This window comes from Brasilonema sp. UFV-L1 (assembly GCF_012912105.1).
In the GTDB taxonomy this organism is placed as follows: domain Bacteria; phylum Cyanobacteriota; class Cyanobacteriia; order Cyanobacteriales; family Nostocaceae; genus Brasilonema.
Genome location: NZ_QMEA01000101.1, coordinates 1 through 24820, shown reverse-complemented (window position 1 = coordinate 24820; position 24820 = coordinate 1). Strand labels below are relative to the sequence as shown.

At 41.7% G+C, this 24820-nt stretch carries 19 protein-coding genes; 11 read left to right on the top strand and 8 right to left on the bottom strand.

From position 1 onward, the window contains the following. Positions 1-247: 247 nt before the first annotated feature. Together DP117_RS24405 and DP117_RS24400 are read right to left on the bottom strand one after the other, a co-directional pair. Positions 248-1000 carry a phycocyanobilin:ferredoxin oxidoreductase gene (locus tag DP117_RS24405; protein WP_169220825.1) on the bottom strand — a complete coding sequence of 251 codons (753 nt, stop codon included), beginning with the start codon at positions 998-1000 and terminating at the stop codon, positions 248-250. Positions 1001-1214: 214 nt separating this feature from the next. Next, on the bottom strand, positions 1215-1886 hold the full coding sequence (locus DP117_RS24400) for an energy-coupling factor ABC transporter ATP-binding protein (protein ID WP_169220824.1): 672 nt from the start codon (positions 1884-1886) through the stop codon (positions 1215-1217). Positions 1887-2337: 451 nt separating this feature from the next. Between DP117_RS24400 and DP117_RS24395 the strand changes: the two genes are divergently transcribed. The 5 genes from DP117_RS24395 to DP117_RS24375 all read left to right on the top strand — a co-directional run bounded on the left by DP117_RS24395 (position 2338) and on the right by DP117_RS24375 (position 6879). Beyond that, positions 2338-3264, top strand: coding sequence for a Sll0314/Alr1548 family TPR repeat-containing protein (locus DP117_RS24395; RefSeq protein WP_169220823.1), 927 nt, complete (start codon positions 2338-2340; stop codon positions 3262-3264). Positions 3265-3448: 184 nt separating this feature from the next. Continuing rightward, positions 3449-3901, top strand: coding sequence for a DUF3531 family protein (locus tag DP117_RS24390; RefSeq protein WP_169220822.1), 453 nt, complete (start codon positions 3449-3451; stop codon positions 3899-3901). 8 nt (positions 3902-3909) lie between these two features. Beyond that, the gene (locus DP117_RS24385; protein WP_169220821.1) at positions 3910-4365 is read left to right on the top strand and encodes an NUDIX hydrolase; all 456 of its coding nucleotides are present in this window, start codon (positions 3910-3912) and stop codon (positions 4363-4365) included. Between the two features lie 684 nt (positions 4366-5049). Then, positions 5050-5232: a hypothetical protein gene (locus DP117_RS24380; RefSeq protein ID WP_169220820.1), complete on the top strand. Its 183-nt coding sequence runs from the start codon at positions 5050-5052 to the stop codon at positions 5230-5232. A gap of 255 nt (positions 5233-5487) precedes the next feature. Further along, the gene (locus DP117_RS24375) at positions 5488-6879 is read left to right on the top strand and encodes a pentapeptide repeat-containing protein (protein ID WP_169220819.1); all 1392 of its coding nucleotides are present in this window, start codon (positions 5488-5490) and stop codon (positions 6877-6879) included. Between the two features lie 1409 nt (positions 6880-8288). On the opposite strand, the gene DP117_RS24370 is transcribed toward DP117_RS24375, so the two are convergent. The 3 genes from DP117_RS24370 to DP117_RS24360 all read right to left on the bottom strand — a co-directional run bounded on the left by DP117_RS24370 (position 8289) and on the right by DP117_RS24360 (position 11407). Further along, a complete protein-coding gene (locus DP117_RS24370) occupies positions 8289-9584 on the bottom strand; it encodes a glycosyltransferase family 4 protein (protein WP_169220818.1) in 1296 nt (431 codons plus the stop codon). A 512-nt stretch (positions 9585-10096) separates the two neighbouring features. Further along, positions 10097-10807: a ribose-5-phosphate isomerase RpiA gene (gene rpiA, locus DP117_RS24365; protein WP_169220817.1), complete on the bottom strand. Its 711-nt coding sequence runs from the start codon at positions 10805-10807 to the stop codon at positions 10097-10099. A 90-nt stretch (positions 10808-10897) separates the two neighbouring features. Further along, positions 10898-11407: a phosphoribosyltransferase gene (locus DP117_RS24360; protein ID WP_169220816.1), complete on the bottom strand. Its 510-nt coding sequence runs from the start codon at positions 11405-11407 to the stop codon at positions 10898-10900. A gap of 68 nt (positions 11408-11475) precedes the next feature. Here DP117_RS24360 and DP117_RS24355 point away from each other — a divergent pair, with 68 nt between their 5' ends. Further along, a complete protein-coding gene (locus DP117_RS24355) occupies positions 11476-12918 on the top strand; it encodes an MFS transporter (protein ID WP_169220815.1) in 1443 nt (480 codons plus the stop codon). 19 nt (positions 12919-12937) lie between these two features. Here the strand turns inward: DP117_RS24355 and DP117_RS24350 are convergent, their stop codons facing one another. Beyond that, positions 12938-13954, bottom strand: a complete 1017-nt coding sequence (locus DP117_RS24350; RefSeq protein ID WP_169220814.1) for a phosphotransferase — start codon at positions 13952-13954, stop codon at positions 12938-12940. Between the two features lie 480 nt (positions 13955-14434). Next, positions 14435-15004 carry a fasciclin domain-containing protein gene (locus DP117_RS24345; protein ID WP_169220813.1) on the bottom strand — a complete coding sequence of 190 codons (570 nt, stop codon included), beginning with the start codon at positions 15002-15004 and terminating at the stop codon, positions 14435-14437. 233 nt (positions 15005-15237) lie between these two features. Between DP117_RS24345 and DP117_RS24340 the strand changes: the two genes are divergently transcribed. From DP117_RS24340 to DP117_RS24325, 4 genes are all read left to right on the top strand, one after another. Continuing rightward, a complete protein-coding gene (locus tag DP117_RS24340; protein WP_169220812.1) occupies positions 15238-15918 on the top strand; it encodes a HEAT repeat domain-containing protein in 681 nt (226 codons plus the stop codon). Between the two features lie 158 nt (positions 15919-16076). Then, a complete protein-coding gene (locus DP117_RS24335) occupies positions 16077-16640 on the top strand; it encodes a phycobiliprotein lyase (protein ID WP_169220811.1) in 564 nt (187 codons plus the stop codon). Between the two features lie 809 nt (positions 16641-17449). Then, positions 17450-20434, top strand: a complete 2985-nt coding sequence (locus tag DP117_RS24330; RefSeq protein ID WP_169220810.1) for a peptidase domain-containing ABC transporter — start codon at positions 17450-17452, stop codon at positions 20432-20434. A 130-nt stretch (positions 20435-20564) separates the two neighbouring features. Further along, positions 20565-22094, top strand: a complete 1530-nt coding sequence (locus tag DP117_RS24325; protein WP_248277808.1) for an HlyD family efflux transporter periplasmic adaptor subunit — start codon at positions 20565-20567, stop codon at positions 22092-22094. Positions 22095-22267: 173 nt separating this feature from the next. Here the strand turns inward: DP117_RS24325 and DP117_RS24320 are convergent, their stop codons facing one another. Then, the gene (locus DP117_RS24320; protein WP_169220808.1) at positions 22268-23746 is read right to left on the bottom strand and encodes a site-2 protease family protein; all 1479 of its coding nucleotides are present in this window, start codon (positions 23744-23746) and stop codon (positions 22268-22270) included. A gap of 193 nt (positions 23747-23939) precedes the next feature. Between DP117_RS24320 and DP117_RS24315 the strand changes: the two genes are divergently transcribed. Further along, positions 23940-24716 carry an MBL fold metallo-hydrolase gene (locus DP117_RS24315; protein WP_169220807.1) on the top strand — a complete coding sequence of 259 codons (777 nt, stop codon included), beginning with the start codon at positions 23940-23942 and terminating at the stop codon, positions 24714-24716. Positions 24717-24820: the final 104 nt, after the last annotated feature.

Genomic DNA, 24820 nt, shown 5'->3' with positions numbered 1-24820 from the left:
TTTCATCCCCTGCTTGAAAGCTAGGGGTTCTCACGCTCCCGCAATGTCTTGATAGAATACGAATTCCACATGAAGTGTACTTAATTTTAGAAAACGAACCGCCTTAGCGATCGGCAACAGCCGTGCCGCAGGCACGCGGACATAGCGCGTTAGCGCAGCGCCCCCAAAGAGGCTAGCGTGTCCGTAGGACATAGAAGCCTATGCCTGCGGTGCGCCTTCGCGCATAGAACGCTAAGCAACACAAGTTCTAGACAGCAGATGATTCACTTGGCATATCAAACAGAACTGTTGTCATATATTGTTCTGCCCAATCTGAACCAAAAGCTTTTTCCAGTACACGGCGAGTTTTGTCATTCTGCTGCTGTTTAGTGCAGTAGTTACGTTGTCCAGCCAGAATTTGCCTCGCTTGTTCTGATGGAACTGGTTGAGATGCTTTAGCTTGTGTACAATGTATTTCTAAAAATTCTTGAGTGCGAGAAAGAAATAAATTTTCTTCTTGAGGAGAACTGAGGCGAACGAAAACGCAAAAGTCTGAAAAAATATCTCCCCACTCAGGTAATTCTCGCGGTTGAGAAAAGGTCAATTTAGGTAGCGCCGCCAGTGCAGCAGTATATGATTCTGGGAGAGTAGGTTGGGAGTTGACTGGAGAAAGATCTGCGATCGCCGCACTGATTTGACCTCGCCCTCCAACTAAATCACAACCAAACATTGGTAAATCATATTCTGGACGAGGAAACATGACGCAGTGCAAGATATCCAGCATATTTCCCACCTTTGCCAGTTCTAAGTGCATTTTTCGGAACTGAGGTGTTTGATAACAATGATTTTCAATCGTCAGCTTCTCGCCTTCTAAGCGACCTTCCACATACCCAAATTCTGTAGGAAAATCATAGGGCGACAAGTCCAAGTGCTTATGCCATACTGCTTCTATACAATCTGCTAGTTGACGAATCAGCGGATGTTGTTGCTCGCGCAGCGATGGTAAAGGAGTTGTTGTCATATCTTATGAACTTTATAACCGGGGAATCTCATTCAGTTACCAGTCTACCGTTCACAAGGTTTCACCCAAGCTCATTTGCAACACAACCAAACACTTCTAGCAATTGTGAACAATCATCTGGGAAAATAATAGAGGTGGGAGTGTGGAAGTGAGAGAGTGACAGAGTATGGGAAAAATCTCCTTCCCTCTTTCTCTTTGTTCTCCCACTCCTAGCTCATGCTGCTGGCTGAGGTTCTCTGGGAGCACCCAATGTTGCGGGATCAACCGATTGTAGGTCACCATGCTTGAGAGTCCAACAACGGTCTGCTATTGCCAACAAATCTCCTGGGTCGTGTGTCACAATCAGCAGTGTCCAATCTTGTTTCAGTTTTGCTAATAAAGCTACCAGTTGCTGACGTATTGACCAATCTAATCCAGCTGTGGGTTCGTCTAACAGTAATAGATTTGGCTGGCGAATCAACTGTACCGCTAAAGCTAAACGCCGTTGCTGACCTCCACTCAAAGCATGAGGTGGTGTACTCAGCGATAAATGCTCTAATCCTACTGCCCCTAGTGCTTGTCTGACTCGCTCTATTCCTAATTCTGGGTGTCCCAAGCGCAATTCTTCTAAAAGCGTACCGCCGCAAAAATGCCTCTCAGGAAACTGAAAGACCAAGCCAGCCAGTTGTTGTAGCTGTTCAGCAATCAGTTCTTGTTCGCGCCAGAAGACTGAACCTGATGTCGGTTCGGCCAGTCCAGATAAAATTTCGAGTAACGTACTTTTGCCAGAGCCACTCGGTCCTATAATTAAACCCAGTTGTTGGGGTGCTAATTCCAAGTTAATCGATTTAAGAATCGCTGTTGGACAAGCTGTGGGATGATAAATGAGGTTTCTGATATAGAGCATTCGTTGAGTTTACCAAAAAGTCAGCAACATATTTATTAACTACACTGCAACTCACTGCAAAGTCCTGAAAAATTTTTAGCGCATTCAACACGCTAGCACCACTCATCTTGCATCCTGATGTCTGTTGGTAAGTTATAGCAGAAGAAACTGCTACCCGTACTTCTCTTTATTGTGGCAAAATTAAAGAGTTTGAAGTAAAAAACTCGCCCTTCTGGCAGAGTCGTTTCATGATCGCCAGAGAAAATCTCTAACCTTTTACTTTCGTTCTTCTTGTGTTCTGCATCCGTTGGTAAGGAACGTAACTACAAGAAGCTTGGGAACTTAGAACAATTATTAAAGTCGTCTGTTATACAAATCTCTGGCTGAAATAAATACATGTTCCAAAAGAATAACATTTGAATTATAAGTACTATCTAAAACAGAACTAATTGTAAATACACTGAGACAAAAAATGAATGCATTGTTTCCAGTTCTGCAAAAAATTATGCCACCAAAACTTTACCACCTAGTCATGGTAGCTTTTGTAGCTACTTTGACACTCAATGTCTGGGTAAATACTTCTTGGGCTGCAGATCCCTTCCGAACGAAGGAGCCTCGTAATATTGGCAATAAAACAGAGGCAGCATTCAAAGCCATTTTCCAACAAGGAGACTATCAAGTTGCAGAGCGTTACTTAAAAGAAGCATTATCTCAAGAGCCAAATGAACCTTTAAGCTATGCGATGAAAGCATCCTTAGCATATACGAATCAAGATTGGGTAACATTAGACACTTACAGCAAAAAAACATCAGAAATAGCACAAAATCTCATTTCTAGTGATCCCTTGCGCGGAAATTTGTATGCTGCTGTTGGTCTGTTTTTAGAAGGAGCTGTCATTCTACAACGCGAGGGAACAGTAAAGGGCGCGCCACAAGCCTTAAGTCGGCTACAGCAACTCTATCAACATTTGGACAAAGCCGAAGCAGCTTCTCCTAACGATCCAGAACTTAATTTAATCAAGGGATACATGGATTTAATGCTTGCTGTGAATTTACCTTTTGCGAACCCAGAACAAGCCATTCAAAAGCTAGAAAAAAATGCTGCTCCTCAGTATCTGGCGGATAGGGGTATTGCCCTTGCTTACCGGGATTTAAAACAGTACTCTCAGGCGCTAGACTATGTCAATCGTGCTTTCAAGGTGACAACAGATAACCCAGAGTTGTATTATCTGAAGGCTCAAATCCTTCGGGAAAAAGCGAATAAGGAGAAAAACTCCGAACTCATGCAGGAGGCGATTAAGCATTTTGACACAGCCTTGACTAAGAAGTCTCAACTCCCAAATGATTTGGTAAGACAAATTGAGCGTGAACGACGTAGGGCTGCAGAAAGCTTGAAGTGAGGATAATGGGGTGATGGGGTGATGGGGTGACGGGGTGATAAAAAATATTTTCTTTTCCCTCACTCCCTCCCTCTTTCTCCGTAGTACACTCGCAGGCGTCATAGAAAAAAGTCATCCTCTGCACCTTCTACTCTTTTACAATTAGATTTGACAAAAAGTGACCTAGATTTAACCTTTAAACGAAATGCTAGTAGAGTTTCGCGAGATTGATTATTTTGATTTATGGATTTGGTTGCAGTTCAGCACAATTCCTTCTGAACAAGAAAAACAATATGTAGAAGAGGTTTTCAGTTCTTGGTTTTACTTGGGGAAGTTGGGTGCATTTAACGCTGAAAATCTGCAAGTACAGGAAACTGGATTGAATCTCAGCTACATGAGTTACGACTCACAAGGATATGATAAAAGTCTGGTGGCGCTGATGCACAATATGGGTGAGTTTGAGTATGAAGGAACATGGGGGCGTTGTTGGTTTGATTTGGGAACTTCTGATGCGATCGCCCTCGATATTCTGATTAACGCTCTTGTGCAGCTCAGTGACGAATATGTCACTATTGAGCAATTATACATCGGCGGCGAAAATGAAGATTGGCCTGTCGAGGAGAGTGAAAGCCGTCCTTCGTTTATTTACGATAACTAGCAACAAAAATGCATAAACCAGGGGAAATTCGTGTCATCGCTTTAGGACTTATTCGCGATGGTCAGTACGCAAAGAGTGCCGACATAGGTACACGTATCTTTGTTTCTGAGGGCTACGATCCAGTTAAGCAACAAACTTTTTACCGCGCAATGGGTGGTGGAGTAGAGTTTGGTGAAACAAGTTTAGAAGCTCTCAAACGGGAATTCCAAGAAGAAATCCAAGCAGAATTGACAAATATTCGTTACTTGGGTTGCTTGGAAAACATATTTATTTACAATGGTCAACCAGGTCATGAAATTATTCAACTTTTTGAAAGCGACTTTGTTGACTCCAAGTTTTATGAACTGGAGAAGTTCGTTTTTTCTGAAGGTGAGCGACAGAAAACTGCTTTATGGGTAGATACAAATCGCTTGAAATCAGGAGAATTAAGGTTAGTACCAGAGCAGTTTTTGGATTATTTGTAAAGTAGTCGTCATCAATTGCGTATACCATCCATGCATAAACATCATTATTCCTTGTGCCACGGTCGTTGCAACAATAAGGGATTTTAAGGCTCTGATATGAGCACTTTGCGCGTACTACATGCAAATTAAACATGACACGAAAACGTGTCGCAGGCTTAGGACATTAGTACAGTGATCCCAAAAACCCGGTTTCTTTAAAGTGGCTCAACGAAAAATCAGTCTTTTCGACGACAGTCACCGGGTTTTTTATCCGTCATTTTGACTTATGTACCGGCGCTTTAGGGCATTAAATTCTGCTTTTAACGCGTTTTTGTGAAAAAAAGTCAAGTTTAAAAATTAGATCCAACTATTAGATTTATTAAATCTTTATAATATAAAATTTTTGTAAAAAGCCGATTTTTAAGCTGAAGTGTTCAGAACTACTATCGAAAAATTAGGGATCTGAGCTACAATAATCGCTTCACCTATGGAGTATAGAGACATCTTTAAAGAAGTCATAAATAGAAAGACGAACAATCTTTCTTGAGAGGGTTGCATTCTTTATCAAACTAAATCAATAATAAGTACTTTAAACAAAGTTGAGGAATAGTGATCACAGAACCATTTGTTAAAAAATGAAATCCTTTGTCAAAAAATAGAATTCTGTTAGCGTGCAATCAATTTCTGAGAAGACATTGCTAATTTATGTCATCGTCTTGTGCCTTGAAAGGAGGTACAGAGCAATCCATTAGCAAGAGTTTCAAACAGAAAAATGATTTGAGTGGTACAAGTGTCAGGGAATCCAACTCTAATGGTAGCAACCAACAAGAAACAATTCCCTATCAAACGAACCAACTTCCGACAAACCCTTTGGTGCTATTTGTATGAAAAACAACTCAGGGAAGCCAGTGTCTTTAGTCCACGTAGAACATATTTCAAAGGATAGAAACACTTGGAATTATGCTACATATAACTTGAACTGGATAGATAAGCATGATCAGCGGACTTTGCGTCTGAGAGCAAATCCTCGGAATTCCAATATCTACTGACCTTTCGGCAGAGATTGGAATTCGCGAGAGCATATAATGCTCATTTTCCCTATTATTTACTTAAAAATTCTGTGTTTTGAGGGACACAACTATTATGTCTGCTAAGAAGACAGACGTACTACGAAATTGGTTGATAGCAATAGCAGCAACACTTATTCTCTCACCAATTGTATTTTTTATTACATTTTATCAGATGGAGGGATTGTCAAATCAACAAAAAATAGAAAACAGAACTCAAGCATTATCAACGACTGCGATCTTTTTCCTCGGATTAGCAGTGATGATGAATGCGTACGTAGGAGCAAAACGAACCCAAGCAGTTCAAGAAAGTGCGATCGCAGCCCAAAAGAGAAATGAGATTGAAACAAAGAATGTCCATCTAGCCCAAGAAAGACTAATTACAGAACGTTTTATGACTGCAATTACTCAACTTGGGCATCAAAGTGTTGCGACAAGAACGGGTGCAATTTATGCTTTGGAAAGAGTTGCTCAAGATTGTCCTCAACAATACTGGACAATCATAGAAATTTTGACAGCTTTTGTGCGAGAGAATCCTGCTGATAAACCACAAGAGGAAAAAACTCAACAGACACCAGCAAGAATTTCTACAGATATTCAAGCAGCCTTGAGAGTCATCACTAGGCGGGATGCGGAAAAAGACCAACCAAATCAGAAAATTGATTTACGGTATGCCCAGATGAGGGGTGCAGACTTGCATAAAGCAAACCTGCAACAAGCAGATCTGCGAGGGGCTAACCTCTGTGAAGCTAATCTACAGGAAGCCAATTTGTGTGAAGCAGATTTGGATGGTGCTAAACTTTCTGGATCAATTCTCTATGAAGCCAACTTGCAATCAACCAACTTAACAAATGCTAACCTCTGTGGGGCAAACCTCAATTGTGCTCAAGTTGGTGGGGCAAACTTACGCGCCGCAAATCTTACAGGAGCAAGTCTGCGTGGAGCTAATCTACAAAGAGCTAATCTATATAAAGCCAATTTGCAAGGATCTAATTTAAAAGTTGCTAACTTACAAGGTGCAAAGCTATTTTTAGCTAATTTGCAAGGAGCAAAGTTGGGTAAAGCCAACTTGCAAGGAACAGGTTTGATTGGAGCAAATTTGCAACAAGCAAACCTTAATGGAGCAAACCTGCAACAAGCAAATCTCAATGCAGCCAAACTACAACAGACAGAGTTCTTTTTTGCCAACCTTTCTGAAGCAAGCCTTAGAGAAACTGACTTGTGTAGAGCAAATCTCATGGGAACAAACCTACAAATGGCAATTCTTGATGAAGCAAACCTCTGTGGAGCAAACCTGATGGGAGCGAACCTTAATATGACTAACCTTAGTAATGTCAAACTGGAAGGGGCAATTCTCACAGGAGTCAAAAACCTGAAACCGTATCAGATGACATTAGCACAGGGCGATGTTACAACTCGCCTCCCCGAAAATGTTGAATCACCAGCCGATTGGACACAAATTAGTTAACTGACTACAGGATTGATTTGTATTTGATTTTCAAACAGGGTGCTTCCCTATTTTTTCAGACATCCAATTTGTGCAAAGTCTAATAGAAAACAAAATTTGTATCAGCCTTACAGTGAAACCGTATTAGGTATTCTTCACCGCACCGAAGAGAGTAAATTCAAAAACTGTTCTCCTGCAACTGATATTTCACATATAAATTCTGTCTTTTGATAGATGCTTAAGTTCTCGTCAATTGAGATCAATAGAAGATTCGTGGGTTTAGTTAATTTTTAGACTTTACTAAGTTTTGATGTTAAGCCTAAAATCCCACGGCTTTAAGTGAAAACGTTAGGCGCAGCCGCGCCGTAGGCGGCGATAGCGAACGCGAGTGCGTGGGCTGAGTGCATAACTTGCGCAGCCGTGGAGTGTCAATCTTGAACTCAGTGCATAAGTAAATTTATATTTTATCTGGCGTTGCATAAATGCGGGATGATTCCGCCCAAGTATTTGGAGTTGCTTTCTAGCTCAAAGAGCGCATCCTCAAGAATCTTACTCTTGCTCTCAAGGTGCAATTGATTCCATACTCAAAAATGCCACTACACGAGCGCACAAGGGGCGGCTCCTAAGAGTGACTCATAAATTTCCCATTTTAATGGGTCTTCCCGCATAACGACCCAAGCTCAGAGTCTCCGAATCCACTGGAACAGTCGGACGAGGACGAAACCCATAATTCCACCCCATAATGGTGCGCCGATGTAAGGGGGAAACCACACGCCGGGTATTGTCAGTACCTTCAGCACCACATACCACAACGGCTTCGATTGGCCGCGCAAACCCCAAGCAGCCGCAATAAAATAAAAGCACAACGCAGTGTATACAAGCGAGCAGAGCGGGACAAAAAACAAGTAAGGCCACCGCGACGGTCGTCGCAAAGGAGGCTTGACAATTTGAGATTCATCTTTGGACATAGTTTTTGTTTACGGTCTAAGGGGTGTAGGTAGTTCACAAAGTACCAACCAATAACTTTGTCTTCGGCTAACTTTACTCCCAAAAGGGAAGGCTCATTCGAGCAAAACCATTATGCGTACAGGGGAGCCAGTGCGTTGGGCGGCGGCGGCCGACTTGTAGCACCTGGCGTCGAACAATTTGAAATGGTGAGCCACTTGCGGTGGACGGGTTCCCCGGCATAAGCGCAGAATTACACCGAAGTTAAGACAGTTACCATTCAACTGTAAAGTACTCTAACGTAGAGTGCGTTCACTCAGATCTTCCATGAAGTGAAAAACCGGGTTTCTTGAGAATGCCTGCTCGTGTAAAGTTTAATTTCTGGTTCTCCAAACCCGGTTTTTTGGGTCTTGGTAAATGAAGCGAGCAGGTACTCACGTTCGACACGGGCTTTGCCCAAGGCTGGGCTAGGAACGTTGTGTACGCTAAATATCAATCATTGATTTGCTGGAAGTCAATTTTGGTAACATTCTATTTGAATTTGATTGAGATCTTGCAGCAACAACTTCAGCGAATAAGGCTGAGTACTCAGCTAAGGCTTTCTCAAATGAATAATGCTCTATGGCAAACAGCCTTCCCTTGTAACCCAGTTTTGCAGCTAGAACAGGATTTGCATATAAATTTCTTATTGCCTCTGCTAGCGCCTGTGGTGATTCTGGACCAACAACTATCCCACCACCACTCTTACGCACTGCACGCGCTGCTGTACCAGAGGCAGGAACTGAGGCGACAATAGGACGACCACTGGCTAACAACAGTGGTATTTTGGAAGGCATATTGAAGGATATGACATTACGCTTTTGCACCACCAAACCCACATCTGCTGCTGCCAGCATTGAGGGTAGTTTTTCTCGCGGCATCAGAGGCACAAGCAACACGTTAGAAGCCCCACATCTTTGACAATATGCCTGCAATCTTTTCAATGCTTTTTCTTCTCCAGCAATCACAAAGACGATTTCTGACAGGTCAAGCAGACAAGATGCAGCTTCTATGACTGTCTCTAATCCTTGCGTCAAGGCGATGTTACCAGAGTAAAGCACAACAAATTTGTCTTCTAGTTGATAGGATAGGCGAAATTGGTTGTTGTTCTTTGGCAAGGGGCGGATAAAATCAACATTCACCCAGTTAGGAATGCAAACTATTTTTTGAGTCGGGACTCCCTTGGAGACTAAATTCTCAACAAACCCATCAGCAATGACGCTAATAGCATGGGCGTTACGGTAGGCAAATTGCTCTATGGCTTGCAAAGCACGAATCATCCATTCATTTTTGATCAGCCCGACGCGTACAGCGGCTTCTGGTAAGATATCTTGTACATTCAGTACAACAGGACAGTTATACAGCCGACTGAGTAGTGTTGCAGGTAACGATACGAGTAGTGGTGGTATTGTTAAAAGAATCAGTGAAGGTTGCCAACCTCGCAGAGCTTGTGGCAAACTTGTGAATATAAAGCTTAACTCTAATAGCAATCTATCTATTAGGTTAGGTTTAGACTTGATGCGCAAGTACGAACGCTGGATGGTAACGCCATTTTTTTGCTCTGTGACGTACCACTTGCCCCGATACTCTTCGTATATCTCGCGCTGAGGATAATTGGGCATTCCCGTTATCACTCGCACTTCGTGACCTTGTTTTACTAGTCCTTCTGCCAGTTCAGTCATTAAAGGAGCAATTCCGATTGGCTCTGGATGATAGTTGTAGGAATAAATGAGAATCCGCATTATCCGTTTCAAAGTTACGTAAGGTCAAATCGAAAGTGTGAGCTTTGTTGTCTTCTTACAAGATGCACGGTTACTCGCGGTCAGAGGCTAAGCTGAGTAGTATAAATCCAGCATACTCCCCAAATACTCACTTCCTGATATTGTTAGCTCTCGGATATAATTGTAACGTGTGCTTCAAATAACAGCAAAAATTTGCCACAATGCCATCAAAATTAGGCAAAGAATTTTTCAAAAATGCTTTGTATAAGGTATTTCGTGAATCAGTTCAAACATTTTTTGCAAGCTTTATTCAATTTTACTTATAGCACAAAAGGATTGCTGATCAGACCAAAACCGTTATCAAGACGGTAATGTAGAGATTTAGCATGCGACGTGCTCTACATTGCCAAATCTCATCAGAAATTCTTAACAGCAACCGTATTCATCAAATACACAACTATGTGATAGAGATGTTCCAGTGGAACGTCTCTACTGTTTTGCACGCAATTGAAAACTCTATAAACAGAAAATTGCTACAATTTCCTCACAACAGGCTGACCATCTTTGACTTCGCCTACCAACACCACATCCGCACAGTTGACGAAGATACCATTTTCCAACACGCCGGGAATGTTATTCAGTGTTTTTTCTAGATTGGCTGGGTCATCAATATTGTCAAATTTGACATCTATAACCATGTTGCCTTGGTCGGTAATCACTGGACCAGCTTTTTTCACACCCATACGCAGTTCTGGTTTGCCACCAAGTGTTTCAATTGCCCATGTTACAGGAGTGACTGCCATTGGTATGACTTCTACTGGAACTGGAAAAACAGAACCCAGTCGATCAACTAATTTGGCACCATCCACGACAACGATAAACCGATTTGCTAAGTAATCCACAACCTTTTCACGGGTATGTGCTGCACCACCACCTTTAATCAGGTTCTTTTGCGGATCAACTTCATCTGCACCATCGATAGCAAGGTCAATGTGGTTAATAGCGTCTAAAGTGGTGAGTGGAATGCCATACTGCTTTGCCAACACTTCTGCTTGAAACGAAGTGGGGACACCAACGATATTTTTCAGATCGCCCGATTTGAGGCGATCGCCGATAAATTGAATTGCGTATGCTGTCGTTGAACCCGTACCCAATCCGACAATCGAATCTGATTGTACCAGAGCGGCGGCGGCTTTACCGACTTCTTGCTTACTCAACTTTACCGGGTCTACTGCTGCGGTCATTCCCAAAGCTCCTCAAAAACTCACTATAGAACATATTGACATGCTCTCCGGCTTAATATCTCGCCATCTCTTCACTTTCCACCAACACAACTAACTCACTTTTGCCACAAGATCTTCGGGATTCATCAATTCATACGGTTCAAAAGGCTGGTGTATCCAAGGGTTGTTAGCCAGATAATCAACATAGTAATCAGGCTGTATGGCTGAACAGGCTTTGTACCAAATAACAGCGGTGCGAATTTCCTCAACAGGAGAGTCACTGTATTCTTTTAGCCAAAAGATGCTTTGCTCAAGTGTGATTCCAGAGTCTACCAAGTCATCTACCAAAAGAATACGCGAACCTAAATTTTCACTCGTCATTGTCAAGTGACGAGAAAATATTAAATTTCCTCTTTGTTGCTTACCAGAGCCACTGTATGATGATGTTGCCAAAATCGCCAAAGGCTGCTTATAAATACGTGAGAGAATATCTCCTACACGCAATCCTCCTCTAGCGAGGCAAACAATTTGGTTGAATTTCCAGTCGGATTGATAAACTTGAGCAGCCAGTTGTTCTATTTTTCGATGATAATCTGACCAAGAAATGTAAAGGTCTGGCATAGGGAACTTCATTTATTGCTAATAACGTAGGGCAAATTCCTTTGATTTTAATATGAGCGCAAGAGATTATGAGCAATTTTGCTTCTGATAACGATTCCCAACAGACTCCTGAAAGTGAAAAACTGGATTTGAGTACCAAACTTGCTTTTGGTGCTGGAGATTTAGGAACGGCGATCGCCGCTATGATTGGGATTTCTTATTTATCTCCCTTCCTGACAGATGTCGCTGGTTTAAATCCCAAATTAGCAGGACAAACTCAGCTTATCGGCAAAGTGTGGGATGCTGTCAACGATCCAATGGTGGGGGTGTTGAGCGATCGCACTCAAAGTCAGCAAGGAAGGCGCTATCCCTGGATGCTGTGGGGAGCAATTCCCTTTGGAGTCTTCTTTTTTTTACAGTGGGTTGTACCTCAGTTTAGTCAGAACGAAAGTACAAATCAGTGGGGCTTGTTTTGGTATTACACGGCTATTTCGATTTTATTTAATGCCTTTTATACAGTTGTTAATTTACCATATACTGCTCTGACTGCGGAACTCACCCAAGACTACGACGAACGCACCAGTCTGAACAGTTTTCGCTTTACCTTTTCTATTGGCGGTAGCATTCTTGCTCTCGTTATTGGTTTAGTTATCTCCCTAGTGATTCCTGGTAACCGCACTCAACAGTATTTATTACTAGGAGCCATCTGTGCCATTATCTCTATTTTGCCCGTGTATTGGTGTGTTTGGGGAACCAAAAAACGCGCTCAAGCTGTCGCAAAATTACATCCCGAAACAGAGCAAACTGTCTCTATTCCCTTATTGCAGCAACTCAAAATAGCTTTTACCAATCGTGCTTTCTTATTTGTAGTAGGCATTTATCTGTGTTCTTGGTTAGCTGTCCAACTCACGGCTGGCATTATTCCATATTTTGTCACTAGCTGGATGCGTCTTCCACAATGGCATATTAGCTTAGTGCTTTTGGCAGTGCAAGGAACTGCGATGGCTATGCTGTTTGTTTGGACTGCTATCAGTCGGCGGTATGGCAAACAAGCCGTGTATTATATGGGAATGAGTTTGTGGATTCTTGCTCAGGTAGGACTCTTTTTCGTACAGCCTGGTCAAGTTGTGTTGATGTATTTTTTAGCAGTCGTAGCAGGTTTTGGCGTATCCACAGCTTATCTTGTTCCTTGGTCAATGTTACCTGATGTCATTGAACTGGATGAATTACAAACAGGACAGCGACGGGAAGGCATTTTTTATAGTTTCATAGTGTTTGCCCAAAAAATTTGTTTGGGGTTAGCAGTGAGTTCAGTTTTACAAAGCTTGGGTAGCGCTGGTTACATTAAACCGACAAACGAAATCCCAACACCAATTCAACCAGATTCTGTGTTAGAAGTCATTCGTTTTTCTATTGGTCCGATACCGGCGATCGCTTTGATTTGTGGCGTAGTTTTAACGTATTTTTACCCAATTACTCGCGAGATGCATGCACAAATTTTACTACAGCTTCAGGAACGTCAGAATAAGTAGCGCTGATGACAAATTATCACTAGAACGATGATACTAACTCTTTCTCTGAGGCTTTAAGAATGGAATGCAAAAGGGTTTGCGTCATATTAAAATCTTGCTCAGTGCCGTTGCATTGGGACAAATCATTGAGTGTTGCAACAAATGCATAAACCAGGACTCCCTTGAGGACTGTTTGTTCAAGCTCACTCAACGGCAGACATTGGTGATACATTAATAAAGTGTTTTGGAGTTGCTCGAAGGTTAGGAAGCTTCCGCTTTCGGGCGAAGAACCACTAGCTAGTCCGTAACACAAATCGAGCAATCGCTCTCCCTGCGTTGACTGATCCACATCCACAATACCGCTCAAGGAATCATCCTCAAAGAAGACATGGCAAAACCGAAAGTCCGTGTGAATAATTGTTTGGGGCAAAGTGTAAACTTCCGTTTCTTCAATCACGCGCATTGATTCTGAGACAAGCTGCTGTGAGATGAAAGGGCAATCTTTCAGATCGTTCCGTAGATCGTGGCGATCTTCCCACTGGCTTTCCCAAGTCCAATCATCAGCCCCCAGTACTGGATGCGAATACTCAAATCCAATCCGATGAAACTGAGCCATTACCTCGGCATACTGCTGCAATAATTGTTTGCTGGCTCGCTCTATTGGTTTTCCGGGAATATCGCGCATGACATAGACGACATCATAATCTGACTCTACATCCTTCAATGGCGACAAATACCAACTGCCATTGGTCGTAGGAATGATTTCAGGCAGTAAGATTCCTTTCTTTCGTGCGTAGGAAAGCCACGGAAAGAGTTGATCTGGATTTTCGTGCATCTCGCGCGAGGTAAATTTGAGATAATAAATCTCGCCATCAGCCTTGAGCTTTGCAGCCAGCCCGGTAGAAATGTGTAATGCCTCGACTGAGACGACTTGAAACTGGTACTGCTGCTGAAGATGCTGAATGACAAATTCTGCTGTTGCTTCGACCGAATTGAAACCATAGATGTCTTTTAGCTCGGCAAGAACATCTATTCCATAGGGTGATAAAACTTGCACAGATTCTCACTAAACTTTAGATTTTTCATAACCTAGCATCATGATCACCCATCGACAATCCAGCAAGCTAACAACTTATTAGTTCGCTTTTCTATTGGTCCTATATCGGCGATCGCTAATTGATAAGTAGGTCAACATTGAAAAACGTAAGATAGAATTTTTGCGATTACTACCCGGAGGGAAGCCCCCTCCGGGGTCTACGCTGCACTGCGTTACGCTGCCCGAAGGGCACGCTGCGCGCTCCGTAATGACATTTTACGTTTAATTAGGTTGACCTACTTAACTGATCACTGATAATTGACAATTGATTGGTCACGCATAGGGGTAAAAAACCCGGTTTATGTGATCGAAAAGACTGATTTTTCGTTGAGTCATCTTAAACAAACCGGGTTTTTGGGATGATTGTACTGGTGCTCTAGCCCATCTTTTTTATCGGAATATGGGGGAGTTTTCAAAAGCTCTATATTCTCAAAGAAAACATTACAACTTTACTCCAGCAGGAAGAAGTACTTTATCAATTGTATGAATCACACCATTACTAGCTTTAATATCTGCTTTGGTGACTTTTGCCTTATCCACCGTTACACTACCGTTGCTAACCTTAACGTTAACTGGTGTACCTTCAACTGTCTTAACCTGGCCTGACTTGATGGTTTTGGAATCAAGTTCACCAGATACAACATGATAAGTTAAAATCTTTTGCAAAGTTGCTTTGTTTTCTGGCTTGAGTAATTTTTCCAAAGTTCCCTTTGGTAAAGCTGCAAATGCTGCATCTGTAGGTGCAAACACAGTATATGGACCTGTTCCAGACAAGGTTTCTACAAGTTCTGCTGCTTTCAGTGCTTTGACTAAGGTCTTAAAAGAACTATTGCTGCTGGCAACATCGACAATTGTACCCGCACCAGTTGCTTGAGAAACTGATACACCAGGTTGAGTTGATGAAGCTGAGTCAGAACCAGCCAAAGCTGGAACGCTGATCACAAAACTTGCTACAGCCAACGCAATTCCAACTGTTTTACCAAAGAAGTTTTGAGATGGTTGGATATTCATGGGTTTTTGCTTTCCTCAATGTAAAGATGAGAGTATTTTTGTGACGTTTTTGTTACGTTTTTCATGATGTTAAAAATATTAACATAGTTTACGCAGCCTAACTCTCTAACAATGGTTGTATCTCTATATCAACTCGGTACGGATTTACTCACTGTTGTGTTTTGGCTAAGATATCTGAGAATTTGTAATGATACTTAATAGAAACAACATAAGATAAAAGCGATTAAAACGAAATGACAGCCCTAAGCTTACAGGAAATTTCCACTCAGCTAGAAAGTTCAAATTTGCGCGATCGCATGGTAGCCCTTGTCTCATTGAGGGATTTTCCTGCAGATGATGCCGTTCCTTTGATCAAAAAAGTCTTAGATGACGAGTCTCTTCAACTTAGATCAATGGCAATTTTTGCCTTGGGAATTAAGCAAACAGAAGAATGTTACCCAATTTTGGTGCGTATTCTGGAAACTGATCCAGATTATGGCATTCGGGCAGATGCGGCAGGTGCTTTAGGATATTTAGAAGATAATCGGGCTGTTGAGCCTCTGATACGTGCGTTTTATGAAGATACAGACTGGCTAGTCCGCTTTAGTGCAGCGGTGGCTCTTGGTAATCTTAAAGACATACGTGCTCGTGAAACCCTCATTAAAGCTTTAGATAGTGAGGAAGTGGTTGTACAACAAGCGGCGATCGCTGCAATTGGAGAAATCAAAGATACTGAGTCTGTGGATTTCATTTTGCGCTTTGCTCAATCAGATGATTGGTTAGTACGTCAGCGTCTTGCAGAAGCCTTAGGTCATCTTCCCACTCCCAAAAGTATCTCAGCTTTAAAATACTTGGAAAAAGATAGCCACGAACACGTTGCTGAATCGGCGAGAATTTCCCTCAAACGCTTGCAGGAAGCTGGTTATCAAACTTGAAGACTTTGCGTAAGCAAAACAGAAATAATCTGTCAACTTGTGATACCGAGATGACTAATTTCTCATTTTGCGAATGAGCGGATTTTGAATTGCTTATGCCTCCTGCTACCTTGGAATAAGTGAAATGAAAAGGATTTTGAAGCAAGGTCATTTTATTGATGAATATTGAAGAATTTTTTCAACAGAGTGCTGGTAAATGGTTTTCCCATCGTAGTAGTCACCATCTCGCTTGTAAACAAACAGAACATGGCAAATCAGACATCATCATTGAAACGCTGAGTACTGAGCATGCAGAAGTGGTCAAATTATGTCAACAATATGATATTGACCCCAAACGCGCTTCCTGTGGTACCAAAGTGACTTGGAGCGGCACAATGGAATGGGATAAAGAAAAACAAACTGGTTCTACAGTATTAGTTGTTGTTCCAGATGAAGATAATCCCAATGAAGGCAAATTGCTCAGAGAAATGGGTTATGGCGAAAAAGCCCCAGTTGCTGGACGCTACAAGATAGATAGTGATGACATATTGACCCTAACAACAGAGTACGAAAACATGTGGTCTGAGGAGCGCCTGTGGTTTGCAAGTCCGAATTTGCGAATGCGGGAGAGTGTTCTCAAACGTTTTGGTGAGTTTAGCATGGCTTCGTTCATTTCTGAAATTCGTATGGGTGGAGGTCAACCTAAAAAAGCTTCTGAGGCGACTAATTCAACATCCAATTAGGTCTTTTTAGTGACAAGTACCTCACGGTGCTCAAAGTTTTGTACAGCTAGCCCCTGTTAGTAGGGGCTATAATATTGCTCTAGTCTTAACAGAATTCTGAATATTCTTTAATAAGTAAAAAATATATCATATCATAGTAAAAGTACTAACACTGTATGAAATACTTAAAAAATTCATAGTATTTTTACGGTACAATATGCTTGAAATCACATTTAAGATAGTAAAGATTTTGTAAAAGGTTTTCATTCCTGACAAAGTAATAGTAAAGTTTACAACAGAAGTGCCTACCAAAAAGCAGTCAGGGTTGTTTTAATCTGCTATACCAATTACGAGAGCAAGTCACACAATAGGAAAGAAAACTACTCAAAGCTCTCAGTCGCTGTTGGTGCATATACCTTCCATTTAGTAAACCATATCAACTTTGACGTTCTACTCACATGGGAGATTGATTTGTGCTTATACGGCTAGAAAGATTTATCTTTGCACAATTAGATCCATTAATGTGCTAATATCTGCCCTCTGGGACGGACACTGTGCGCCAGGTGTCATCGCGTAGTGAATAAAAGGTATTAGGGTGAAACTTAAAAGTGAGCCAGTGCGGTAGCGAGGTAGAGCACTCCAGGGAGGGTTTTTCCCGACAGTGCGAACTGCCATCAACTGGCGTGCCTTGCAGCGTGTACTCTGCGCATACTCGTAAAGATCAAAAGTCTTGGGCTTTTGATTGTTGACTCATGAACAGCAGGTGCCACAACGCTTAAAATCGCAAGGGCGCATTGCCTCTTAATGACTCGTAACTTATCCAAAATTGCATGACTTATACTGCTTCTATACAAGAGTTTGTCTCTGAAATATTTCCCTTCAATCAACTGCCCACACGAGAACTGGCAAGATTAATTCCAAAGTTTGAAATGTTGCGTTACCGTATGGGGCAAAGCATTTTGGTGCGGGAACAAATGCCTGCTCAAATATCAATTATTTATGAAGGACAGGCTCGTTTACTCAGTTATGATCCTAATACTCAGAGGCCTGAAACACTGCAATTAGTCAAAAAAGGAGAAATCCTAGGTTGGACGAGTTTACTCAGAGGGTTTCCATGCGAAACAGTTATAGCCTCTACAGAAACCGTTTGTTTGACTTTAAAAGCCACAGAGTTTTTAAAATTACTCAGACATTCTCCCGCGATTGCTATTTACTTTGAAAATCGCTGTAGTGCTGTTGAAATTTTTGATCTACTAAGTACTGAATTAGGAAAGCGAGCTGATAGTGAAGCTGTGCTGACTTCATATGGTGTAGTAGACATCAAAGAATTGACTTTAAAAGTTTTAGATGAAGCAGTTGTTTGCACGTTTCTGGAAGAGACAATACCTTTGGAACAGCTTGATCCAGAATTAGCATGGTTTGTTAGCGGTGGGAGACTGAAAAATTTTCCTGTAGGAAGTCGCTTACGATTAGACGATTTTATGACATATCTGGAGGTACAAACTTTTGGTTATGTTCGCTTAATCGGTTTACCTCGGGTCACTTTTTCTGTTTCTGCATCTGTGTATTCAACCACAGAGTCCTTAACTATAGACCCCTTACTAGAAAAAATACCTTATGCACCTGATCATCCTCATAGGTTAGAAAAACCATCAGAGAGTCAATCGCAGGCAAAATATCCTCATGTTAGTGGTAGAGGTCCAATCAACGCAACTTTAGCTTGCTTCCAAATGCTGAGTCAGCATTTAAATATGCCGTTTCGCCGGGATGTTATTCTTCAAGTCCTGAACAATCAGATTCAGCGCACTCAAATCCTTTCACTACAGCTTTGCGGTGCTGTTGCTGAACTCATCGGGTTAAATACTCAAATGATAAATGTGTCAGCAAGAGCAATTACAAAACTGCAAGCCCCAGCCATGATTCGCTGGCAAGATACTTTCGCTATCATCTATGAAATTAGCGAGAAAAAGCTAGTACTGGGTATACCAGAAGTTGGTATTGTCCAACAAGAGCCTGACTATTTTGTTGAGAATTGGGGTGAAGAAGGTCAGGTATTGCTCCTCAAAGTTAGTAAATATACCCCAAGACAGCGGTTTAGTTTACGTTGGTTTGTCCCTTCTCTGGTAAAGTACCGCAAAGTTCTGTTGGAAGTTCTCATTGCTTCCTTTTTTGTCCAAGTTTTTGGTCTGGCTAATCCCTTAATCATCCAGATTATTATTGACAAAGTGATTATTCAAAACGGCTATGAAACCCTGAATGTATTCGGTATTTTGCTCTTAATCATAGCTGTTTTTGAAGGACTTTTAACCAGTGTCCGCACTTATCTATTTGTTGATACGACTAACCGGATTGACTTGACTTTAGGCTCAGAAATTATTGACCGTTTGTTCCGTTTACCCTTACGCTATTTTGAACGACGTCCTGTGGGGGAACTAGCCACTCGCGCCAGTGAACTGGAAAACATTCGCTCTTTTATGACAGGAACTGCTTTAACGGTGGTGTTGGATGCTGTTTTTTCGACAATCTACATCGCGGTGATGGTGGTTTACAGTTGGATGTTGACTCTTGTGGCTTTGGTGACTGTACCGTTGTTTGCCGTTGTCACGATAGTTTTTTCCTCTATCATGCGTCGTCAACTGCGTTTCAAAGCGGAACGTTACTCTGAGACACAATCTTATTTAGTTGAGGCGCTGTCTGGTATTCAAACAGTGAAAGCGCAAAATATTGAATTGCGATCGCGCTGGCGCTGGCAAGAATACTACAGTAACTATGTCACCGCAGGTTTCCAAACTGTTGTCACTTCCACGGCTGCTAGTGTCACCAGCAATTTTCTCAACCAAGTTTCTTCGTTACTAGTGTTATGGGTAGGAGCCTTTTTGGTACTGCAAGGACAACTCACCTTAGGACAACTCATTGCCTTTCGGATTATTTCTGGCTACGTCACCGCTCCTTTACTACGATTAACCCAATTGTGGCAAAACTTTCAACAAACAGCTCTCTCTCTAGAACGCCTTGCAGACATCTTGGATACTCCATCAGAAGTTGATGAAGACGGTCAAAATATTCCTTTACCAACTATTGATGGCGCTGTCAAGTATGAAAACGTCTCGTTTCGCTTTACACCAAGCTCTCCACTTCTGCTGAATAATATTAACCTGGAGTTTCCAAGCGGGAAATTTGTCGGTATCGTAGGACAGAGTGGTTCTGGTAAAAGCACTTTGATGAAACTTTTACCACGACTGTATGATTTAGAGTCTGGCAAAATTTCCATCGATGGCTACGACATCTCCAAAATAGAACTTTATTCCCTGCGCCGTCAAATAGGTGTTGTACTGCAAGACTCACTTTTGTTTGACGGTACCATACAGGAAAACATCGCGCTGACAAATCCCGACGCCAACGCTGATGAAATTATGACAGCAGCTAAAGTTGCTGCTGCTCATGACTTTATTATGTCTTTACCCAATGGCTATAACACCAGAGTTGGAGAGAGAGGTTCATCTTTATCTGGAGGACAACGACAGCGTATTGCTATTGCTCGTACAGTTTTACAAAACCCCCGTTTGTTGATTCTTGATGAAGCAACCAGTGCTCTAGATTATCAATCTGAACGGCAAGTCTGTGAGAATTTGGCAGAAGCATTCCGAGGAAGAACAGTGTTTTTTATTACCCATCGTTTAAGTACAATCAAGAACGCTGACATCATTTTGCTACTAGAAAAAGGGTTAGTTGCAGAACAGGGAACCCACAATGAACTGATGGAGCAAAAAGGACGTTATTACTGCCTTTATCAACAACAGGAAGGACAGTTTTAAATCAGTACACAGTACACAGTACACAGTACACAGTAAACAGTACACAGTGATAATTAATAACTGGTAACTGAAAACTGATAACTGATAACTGAAAACCTTAATAACTACGGCTATGCGTGAATTGAACGGAATGAAACTTAAGCAACAATCTCTATTTTCTCGGAAAATACTAGACACTGAGATTAAAGTACCTGTAAAGTCTGCTGAACGTAAGGAATCTACACCATCTGTTGTGCTCAAACAGTCGCCTTTATTTTCACGGGTGATTCTTTGGGGATTGCTGGGAATGACAACTTTAGTGGTGACTTGGGCAAATTTTGCCAAAATTGATGAAGCAGTTCCAGCCCAGGGAAAATTAGAACCGCAAGGTACTGTAAAGGAAGTACAGACACCTGTGAATGGAGTTGTTAAAGCTGTTTATGTTAAAGATGGGCAAAAGGTACGCCGTGGCGATGTACTTTTAAGGCTAGATCCAACAGCAGCGCGATCGCAACTGCTTTCTCTACAAGAAGTTCGCAATACATTAAAGCGCGAGGTTATATTCTACCGTACACAACTGGTTGCGAAAAATGCTTCATCAAATCCACAACTTTCGATTGAGCTAACCAATTTACCTCCAGGAATAGCTTCTCTGACAAAAAATCGAATGGTACTGCTGGCAGAAAATCAATTGTACCGCGCTCAATTGAGTGAAAACTCTCAAAACCTTCAGTTAGTACCAGAGGAGTTAGCTCGTCTAGAATTTAGCAAAGCAGAATTAAACTCTCGGCTCGCAGATGCTCAATTGGAAACAGGAAAATTAGAAAGACAACTCAATCAAGCGCAAATTCAGCTATCCTCTGCTAAAAAAGTTTTGTCTGTTAGTCAGACTATTCTTAACAGTATTGAGAAAGTTGCCAAAGAAGGAGGAATTTCTCGCATGCAATACCTTCAGCAACAACAGGAGGTTAGCACACGCCAAGCTGAAGTCGAACGTTTGGCTCAAGAACAACTGCGTTTACGATTGGCGATCGCCCAATCTAAAGAAAAGCTCAAAAATACAAAGGCTGCTGCGAAAAAGGATTTACTCACAAAGATTGCTGACAATGAAAAACAAATTGCGACCTTTGATAGAGAATTAAACAAGGTCATTGTAGAAAATGAAAAACGGATTGCTGAAATTGATAGTCAGATAAGTCAAGCTCAGGTAACTTTACAATATCAAGAAGTGCGTTCTCCATCTGACGGTATTGTTTTCGACCTGAAAGCCAAGTCTCCTGGATTTGTTGCTAACCCTAGTCAACCAGTTCTCAAAATTGTACCTGATGAAGCTCTGACTGCTAAAGTTTTTATTACCAATAAAGATATTGGTTTTGTGAAAAAGGGAATGAAAGTCAATATTAGAATTGACTCTTTTCCCTTTAGTGAGTTTGGTGATATTAAAGGTGAGTTAGTTTGGATTGGTTCTGATGCTTTGCCACCTGAGCAAATTCGTCCATATGATAGTTTCCCGGCTAAAATAAGCTTAGACCGACAATCTTTGCGTGTTAACAATCAAGAATTACCTCTGCAATCAGGGATGTCAATCAGTGCAAATATTAAGGTACGGAATCGTACTGTCATGAGCATTTTCAGTGATTTATTTACCAAGCAGATTGATAGCCTCAAGTCGGTGAGGTGATGATGCTAAGCTCATCTTTTGGCCTATAGCTAGGGGATTTCGAGTCAGTTCAAGTCAGGTATATACCTGGCTTGAAATTAATCATTAGTACCATTGTGGAAAACCTTCAAAACTTTTAACCCAACCAAATGCTTTAGGCAGTTTAACTTTAGAATTGATTGTAATACTTAATGTCAAATCTGTAGCAACTGAGCAAGTGCTTGCGGCAGTGGCATTATAATGAGGATTAACAAAGCCATTGCTAGCAACCCTCCGATGTCACGCTTATTATCAAGTTCTGTGACATCATTCAAAGCAGGTTCATCAATTAATGGTAAGAATAATAAGATAATTGCCCACGGAAAAAATTCTGGTTGTATCAAAGAAAGTAGCAGCAGTAACAAGCGAGAAATTTGACCAATCACAACTGCTGTTCTTTGTCCAAATATTGCATGGACTATATGACCTCCATCTAGTTGTCCGACTGGCATTAAATTCAGTGCTGTTACAATCAATCCAAGAAAACCAGCAACTGCGATTGGATGCATATCAATCGCTGAGTTTGAGGTTAGCTGACTTCCCAAAGCTAATTTTGAAAGTAGCGCCATTAGAATTGAATATTTGGGATTGAGCGCATCTGTGTTGAGCAATCCTGTTTTCTCTGGTTGGGAAACGATTTGGGAATGAGCTAAACCCCATAACAGAAGTGGCAAAGTTATTATAAAGCCAGCAATTGGTCCAGCGATACTAACGTCAAATAAAGCTTTGCGGTTGGGAATTGGACTACGCATTTGAATAAATGCACCGAAGGTTCCCAAAAACAAAGGCATTGGGATAAAGTAAGGGAGCGTTGAGCGAATTTGGTAGTATTGCGCTGTTAAGTAGTGACCAAGTTCGTGGATACCCAGAATTGTTATCAGCCCCAAAGCATAGGGCAATCCTTTCAAAAGGTCAGCTGGGTTGGATGCAAGTGTTGTAGGATTGACATCAGCAACTCGTACACCCACTAAGGTCGTCGTTATTAATGTCACTACTAAAAGCATGAGCGCGAATCCCGGTCGTGTTATCTTTTGTTGAGCACGAGTGTTCGCTTTTGCCAATTGAGGATTTGGAACTAGCACAAAGAAAGGTTTACCATTAAAACCTTCTTGAAAGATAACTAAGAAGCGATCGCCAAATTGGGCTTCAACATTTGCCTTAATTCGCTGATAGGCAGTATTTGCTGCCGTTCTCAATTGACCTCGACAGATCACTGCCTGGGGTCGATACTCAATGTCTTGAATGTAGTATACTGACCAGGGAAAACAATTTCTCAGCTGAGTTTCTTCTGTTGGCTCGATGGGACGCACTGATGCTGATTCTACAGTATTATGTATATCCGGTTGTAGTTCTGCTACTTTTTGTGGTTCAGTCTGAGTCCCCTTTAGTGAGCGACGTCCCCACTGAAACAATACCCAGTATAACACAGGACAGACAATTAATGGCCAAATCATCAACGCTCTTGGCGGAGGCTGTTTTCCCCCATACATCATTGTCCAAGTTGTCCATAGCAGTGCTGGTGTCATGAGTACTAGCCACAATAGCCACACAGGTGTTCTGGTGATTTGAGCAACACTGCGCTGCACCATTAAGTAAGTGATGAATCCCAGTAGAAGAAGAAACCAAAAATTCATGTGATTTTCAGTTGTTTTAAAATGTAAGTTTTACTTGTTGTTAAGTGCTGTGTAGCACTTGCCACAAGTATCTGCCCCTAATATTCAATTTTTCCGACAACAGTTAACAGTCCTGGTAATTTTTTTGTTTTTACTTCAAAAGTACAAGACTGTCACCAGATTTCTAACAACTCCTCATCTAACAGTTTTCCTCATGTGTCCCTTGCCTCAAGAATCAAGTCATACACCAAAGCTACCACGCTCAGTCTTCTGTGACGAAGTTTTGATTGATGGAAACCCCTCGAACTTTCAAGTTAAAGAAGCCTCTACTCAGACTTCTCAGTCTTGTGATTTCGCACTAAGTACAATTTTTGCGTTTCCACCAAACAGAGACACATTAGGAGGGACTGCTTATTTTATTGTAAGAAATGAAGGCAATATTCTGATAGATTGTCCAGCGAGTGATCAAATTAATCAAGATTTTTTGCGATCGCATGGAGGTGTGCGCCACTTATTTCTGACTCATCGAGGCGCTATTGGGAAAACACAAGAGATTCAGAAAGTTTTCAATTGTGAAGTTTTGATTCAAGAGCAAGAAGCATACCTGTTACCCGGACTAGCCGTAACTGCCTTTAGTAAAGATTTTACCTTAAATTCGACAGCGCAATTGATTTGGACACCTGGTCATTCTCCTGGCTCATCTTGTCTTTACTATCAAGAGCGAGGAGGGGTGCTATTTTCTGGGCGTCACATCCTTCCTAACCAGTACAGTACACCTACGCCCCTACGAACAGCCAAAACTTTTCACTGGTTCCGACAAATCAAGAGTGTCAAGTTGCTCTTGGAACGTTTTACACCAGAAACACTCCAATACATTTGCCCTGGTGCGAACACAGGCTTTCTCCGTGGAAAGCGTGTTATCGATAACGCTTATGAGCGACTTGCAAGTCTTGATTTAACCACTATACGACAAGCAAAACCCCTCTTGTAAAGAGGATGAGGCAGACAATTCGCTCATTCAAAATTAAGAATTTCTCCCCATCTCCCCATTGCCCCTAATCCCCAGGGAGTGGGGATCGGTGATCTCCCCACTTC

Coding starts and splice junctions, on each gene's coding strand:
- DP117_RS24395 (WP_169220823.1), top strand. CDS start 2,338: ATGAATGCATTGTTTCCAGTTCTGCAAAAAATTATGCCACCAAAACTT.
- DP117_RS24335 (WP_169220811.1), top strand. CDS start 16,077: ATGAATATTGAAGAATTTTTTCAACAGAGTGCTGGTAAATGGTTTTCC.
- DP117_RS24320 (WP_169220808.1), bottom strand. CDS start 23,746: ATGAATTTTTGGTTTCTTCTTCTACTGGGATTCATCACTTACTTAATG.
- DP117_RS24355 (WP_169220815.1), top strand. CDS start 11,476: ATGAGCAATTTTGCTTCTGATAACGATTCCCAACAGACTCCTGAAAGT.
- DP117_RS24345 (WP_169220813.1), bottom strand. CDS start 15,004: ATGAATATCCAACCATCTCAAAACTTCTTTGGTAAAACAGTTGGAATT.
- DP117_RS24400 (WP_169220824.1), bottom strand. CDS start 1,886: ATGCTCTATATCAGAAACCTCATTTATCATCCCACAGCTTGTCCAACA.
- rpiA (WP_169220817.1), bottom strand. CDS start 10,807: ATGACCGCAGCAGTAGACCCGGTAAAGTTGAGTAAGCAAGAAGTCGGT.
- DP117_RS24330 (WP_169220810.1), top strand. CDS start 17,450: ATGACTTATACTGCTTCTATACAAGAGTTTGTCTCTGAAATATTTCCC.
- DP117_RS24315 (WP_169220807.1), top strand. CDS start 23,940: ATGTGTCCCTTGCCTCAAGAATCAAGTCATACACCAAAGCTACCACGC.
- DP117_RS24340 (WP_169220812.1), top strand. CDS start 15,238: ATGACAGCCCTAAGCTTACAGGAAATTTCCACTCAGCTAGAAAGTTCA.
- DP117_RS24385 (WP_169220821.1), top strand. CDS start 3,910: ATGCATAAACCAGGGGAAATTCGTGTCATCGCTTTAGGACTTATTCGC.
- DP117_RS24375 (WP_169220819.1), top strand. CDS start 5,488: ATGTCTGCTAAGAAGACAGACGTACTACGAAATTGGTTGATAGCAATA.
- DP117_RS24405 (WP_169220825.1), bottom strand. CDS start 1,000: ATGACAACAACTCCTTTACCATCGCTGCGCGAGCAACAACATCCGCTG.
- DP117_RS24360 (WP_169220816.1), bottom strand. CDS start 11,407: ATGCCAGACCTTTACATTTCTTGGTCAGATTATCATCGAAAAATAGAA.
- DP117_RS24380 (WP_169220820.1), top strand. CDS start 5,050: ATGTCATCGTCTTGTGCCTTGAAAGGAGGTACAGAGCAATCCATTAGC.
- DP117_RS24390 (WP_169220822.1), top strand. CDS start 3,449: ATGCTAGTAGAGTTTCGCGAGATTGATTATTTTGATTTATGGATTTGG.
- DP117_RS24370 (WP_169220818.1), bottom strand. CDS start 9,584: ATGCGGATTCTCATTTATTCCTACAACTATCATCCAGAGCCAATCGGA.
- DP117_RS24325 (WP_248277808.1), top strand. CDS start 20,565: ATGAAACTTAAGCAACAATCTCTATTTTCTCGGAAAATACTAGACACT.